The organism is Nitrosophilus sp. (assembly GCF_982775275.1).
On sequence record NZ_CEXZHP010000125.1, the window covers coordinates 1 to 4,557 of the forward strand.

The following is a 4,557-nucleotide window of genomic DNA, read 5'->3' on the forward strand; positions in this document are numbered from 1 at the left end:
AGGGTTCAATTCCCAATTCCAAATTCCCAATTCCCATTTACCAATGTCTTATGTCCAATGTCAAAATTGGTTATATTGGTTAAAATAGTTGAGTGGTTTGGTAGTTTAGTTAGAATGTTAGAAAGTAAAAAAGTATTTTTTCCAATGTCCAATGTCCAATGTCTAATGTCTAATTTGGTTAAAATAGTTGAGTAGTTGAGTGGTTAGGTGAAAGGCTGAAGGTAGAAGGAGGTAAGGAGATAAGGAGATAAGGGGGTAAGGGTCAAGATGATAAGAGAAGGCTCAATTTCCAATGCCTAATTCCCATTTACCAATTCCCAATTCCCATTTTCTAATGTCTAATGTCAAAAATTAAATGACCATTATCTAAAGGATAAAAATGAAAAAAGTTTGGATATACTTAGAAAACGGTATTTTTTTGGAGGCTAAAAGTTTTGGAAGTGAAGGAACAAAGGTTGGGGAGATAGTCTTTAACACTTCAATGACGGGATATCAAGAAATTATTACAGATCCAAGTTATGCTGGACAATTTATAACTTTTACTATGCCAGAAATCGGAAATGTTGGTGTAAATAGTGAGGATATGGAGAGTGATTTTGCTTTTGCAAAGGGGATAATTGTTAGAAACTATCAAAAAAGATATTCAAATTTTAGAGCCCAAGAGAGTTTAGATGAACTTTTAAAAAGATATGACGTAATGGGAATATGCGATATAGATACAAGATTTTTAACTAAAGTCTTAAGAGACAATGGCTCGCAAATGATGATAGCCTCTACCGAAATTAGTGACGTTAAAGAGTTAAAAAATATTTTAAAAAATTCGCCAAGAATCGAAGAGATAAATTATATAAAAGAGGTTAGCACTAAAAAGCCTTATATTCATAATAGCGGAATTTATGATGCAAGAAAGTTTTGTTATAACAAACCAAAAGAGCCAAAGGCTAAGATAGTAGCTATAGATTTTGGTATAAAAAGAAATATTTTAAATAATCTTGTAGAAGTAGGTTTTGAAGTAGAGGTAATTGGGCAAAATTTTGACGCTGATTTGTTAATACAAAGATATAAAAAGAGTGAGATTGAAGGGGTGTTCTTATCTAACGGCCCGGGAGATCCTCTTATTTTGGATGATATTCATAAAAAGATAAAAAAACTAATTAGTGCTAAAATTCCTATGTTTGGTATTTGTTTAGGGCATCAGCTTTTATCTATATCTCATGGATATCCTACGTTTAAGCTAAAATTTGGTCATCATGGTGGAAACCATCCTGTTAGAAACGAAAAAACTAAAAAAGTAGAGATAACCGCGCAAAATCATAACTATAACGTTCCTCAAAATATAACAGAAATTGCAGATATTACCCATATCAATCTTTTTGATAACACTATTGAGGGGTTAAAATATAAAAACTCTCCAATATTTTCGGTTCAGCATCATCCAGAAGCAAGTCCTGGACCCCATGATAGTCTTTATATTTTTAAAGATTTTTTAGATATGGTGCTAAAAAATAGAAATAAATAAGCCTTAATACAAAATTAACACTCCTATGTAATAATTTTGAAAAACTTACATAGGAGTATACTCATGAATAAAAAAATAGTTCTCTCACTACTATCTTTTGCTCTACTTTACGGCGAATCAATATCCGTTGAAAAGATCATCATAGAAGATGAGGCCGAGACTTTAACACCCCAATATGAAAATCTTGAAAAAGAGGAGATAAAGTTCACTAGACAGCAAGATTTGGGTGAGATACTTTTTGAAACTCTACCCGAAATCAATCTAGTTAGAGCTAGTGCAATAGGAAACGATTTAATACTTAGAGGATTTAAAAGGGACGATGTAAACATTTTAATTGATGGGCATAAAGTTTATGGCGGATGCCCAAATAGAATGGATCCTCCGGCTATGCACGTTAGCGCTTCTCAAATAGAAAAGGTAACTGTTAAAGAAGGTCCTTTCGATGTTGAAAATTTTGGAAGTATGGGCGCAGTGGTAGATGTAAAAACAAAAGATCCTTCAGTTGGAAGAGGTGCAAATCTATCTTTTATATATGGAAGTTATAATTATAAAAAAATAAGCTTTATAGGTAATGCAGGAGATGAAAAGATAAAAGTTTTGCTTGGATACTCTCACGAAAGAAGCGACCAGTATAAAGATGGTGATGGCAAAACCTTGGTTGAACAGCAGTGGGAGCAGTTAAGTTCAAGCGATAAAAATAGATATCAAGAAAAATATAAAGATCTAAAAGCTTATAAAAGAGGTGCTTATTGGACAAAAATTTTATTAAATCCTATAGAAAATCACGAGATTAGAATAAGTGCTTATAAAGATAAAGCAAAAGATGTGTTATATCCGGCTTTTCAAATGGATGCTCAACTTGATGAGACTTTAATGGGAAATTTGGAGTATAACATAAAAAATATAAGCGAGTTTTCAAAAAAATTAACTTTTAAAACCTACTATTCTGACGTAAAACATGATATGGGAGTTGAGTTTAGAGAATATGGAGATCCTCCAACCGACTCAAATCCAATGTTTAGAACCCATAGAGTTAGAAGTATTATAAAAGGTGCAAAATTAGAAAATAGCTTTGATTTTAAAAATATCTCCTTTAAAGTAGGAGTTGATCTTAGTAAAAGAAAATGGAACGGAATCTGTTTAAATGAGCCAAGTGAAAGTCCAAAACAGGTAAGAATCCCCGATGTTGATACTAAAAACAGAGCCATTTTTATAAAAGCCGTTAAAAAAATAAAAAAATTTACTGTAAAAGTGGGATTAAGATACGATGATAGCGATATCAAAGCCAATAACCTAAATGATCCTACAATTGCATCAATTGCTGCGATACAAAATTATTATAAAGATAAAGATAAAAAAGAATATAACAATTTAAGTGCAAATATAGTGGGCAAATATGCATTAGATGAAAATTCCAATATTTTTGTAGGTATTGGACAAAGCATAAGGGTTCCGGACGCTCAAGAGTTATATTTTATTGGGTATAAGATGGGCAACTGGAGCAGAAAAGGAAATCCTAACCTAAATGAGACTAAAAATAGAGAACTTGATATCGGATATGAGACGTTAATTGATGATACATCCATAAAAATTACGGGCTTTTATAGCGACTTAAAAGATTATATATACGCATATAAAACAAATGAAGGCAATAGTGACCCTACTAAATATTATTTGACTTGGGCAAATATAGATGCTCATATTTATGGAGTAGATCTATCATTTATGAGTATGTTAAATGATGAGTTTAGTTTAGAAGGGGGTGTCGCTTATCAAAGAGGGAAAAAAGATTCTCAGCCAACATCTAATCAAACTGATAAAGATTTAGCGCAAATTCCTCCTTTAAAAGGTAGAGTCGCACTAAATTATGATAACGGAGACTACTTTTTAAGAGCCGAAATGGTTGCAGCCGCAAAATATAAAAATATCGACGAAGATAACGGAGAAAGAGAGATTGGAGGTTGGGGCGTAGTAAATTTGAAAGCTTCAAAATATATAAACTCAAATGTTTCGCTAAATTTAGGAGTAGACAATCTTTTTGACAAAACATATGCTGTAAATAACACTTATGTTGGAAGATCACTAATTGGCGGTGCTGCGCCTCTTTTGATAAATGAGCCCGGAAGATTTATTTACGCAAACTTGGATATTAAATTTTGATATAATTTTTATTAAGATTAATAGGTTGAAGGAAGAAGGATTTTTTGATGCCTTCTACCTTTTGCCTTCATCCTCAAAAGTAAAGGAAAAACATAGAAACTATCGATATTTTAAGCATAATAACCGTTGCGTTTTTGGGGAGCTTAGGCCATTGTATAGGAATGTGCGGAGGTTTTGTTATAGCTTATAGCACCGCAAAAATAGACTCTTCGATGAATCGTTCAAAACAGTTAATAGCTCATATTGTATACAATCTTGGAAGAGTTTTTTCTTATATGATTATTGGTGCTTTTTTTGGATTTCTTGGGGGGATATTACTTATTTCAAAAACTACTCACGGCTCTTTGTATATATTAGTCGGCATTTTTATGGTTTTGATGGGGATCTCTTTGAGCGGTAATCTAAAATTTTTAACATCGATTGAAGTTTCTCTTACAAAATATAGATTTTTTAAAGAGCTTTTTTCAAAACTAATTCATTCTAAAACTCTTCTTAGTTTTTTTCTTTTGGGAATGCTAAATGGATTTTTGCCTTGCGGTCTAGTCTATTTTTTCGCAGCAAGCGCCGCGGCAACGGGGAGTCCTTTTTGGGGTGCTATAGTTATGATGATTTTTGGACTCTCAACTATGCCGGTGCTTCTTGGACTTGGGACTGTTGCAGGATTTTTAAAAAGCTCAAATTTTAGAACTTTGATGGTAAAACTTGCATCATTGGTTATTGCCATGTATGGAGGATATATGATATATAAAGGATATTGGTTTATTTTTGATCCAAATGCTTCTATTCATACGTGTCATTAGTGGAATTGGATAATTGTATAGTGAGAAAGTGAAAAAGTTAGAGAGTGAGAAAGTGAGCGAGGGTAAAGCCGTTAGGCT

General features: G+C 32.6%; 4 protein-coding genes. All 4 read left to right on the forward strand.

Annotation, left to right across the window (positions count from 1 at the left end):
* The coding region (locus AC30RD_RS06560) for a hypothetical protein (protein WP_489493583.1) at positions 1 to 195 on the forward strand (195 nt) is incomplete at its 5' end.
* 184 nt (positions 196 to 379) lie between these two features.
* Positions 380 to 1,519 (forward strand): glutamine-hydrolyzing carbamoyl-phosphate synthase small subunit, encoded by a 1,140-nt coding sequence (gene carA, locus AC30RD_RS06565; protein ID WP_489493584.1) that lies wholly within the window; start codon positions 380 to 382, stop codon positions 1,517 to 1,519.
* 63 nt (positions 1,520 to 1,582) lie between these two features.
* Positions 1,583 to 3,679 carry a TonB-dependent receptor gene (locus AC30RD_RS06570; RefSeq protein WP_489493585.1) on the forward strand — a complete coding sequence of 699 codons (2,097 nt, stop codon included), beginning with the start codon at positions 1,583 to 1,585 and terminating at the stop codon, positions 3,677 to 3,679.
* Between the two features lie 119 nt (positions 3,680 to 3,798).
* The gene (locus AC30RD_RS06575) at positions 3,799 to 4,479 is read left to right on the forward strand and encodes a sulfite exporter TauE/SafE family protein (protein ID WP_489493586.1); all 681 of its coding nucleotides are present in this window, start codon (positions 3,799 to 3,801) and stop codon (positions 4,477 to 4,479) included.
* The last annotated feature ends 78 nt before the right edge of the window (positions 4,480 to 4,557 follow it).

What these genes read in the sequence shown, in the direction of transcription:
- carA (WP_489493584.1), top strand. Translation starts at nt 380, where the DNA reads ATGAAAAAAGTTTGGATATACTTAGAAAACGGTATTTTTTTGGAGGCT.
- AC30RD_RS06570 (WP_489493585.1), top strand. Translation starts at nt 1,583, where the DNA reads ATGAATAAAAAAATAGTTCTCTCACTACTATCTTTTGCTCTACTTTAC.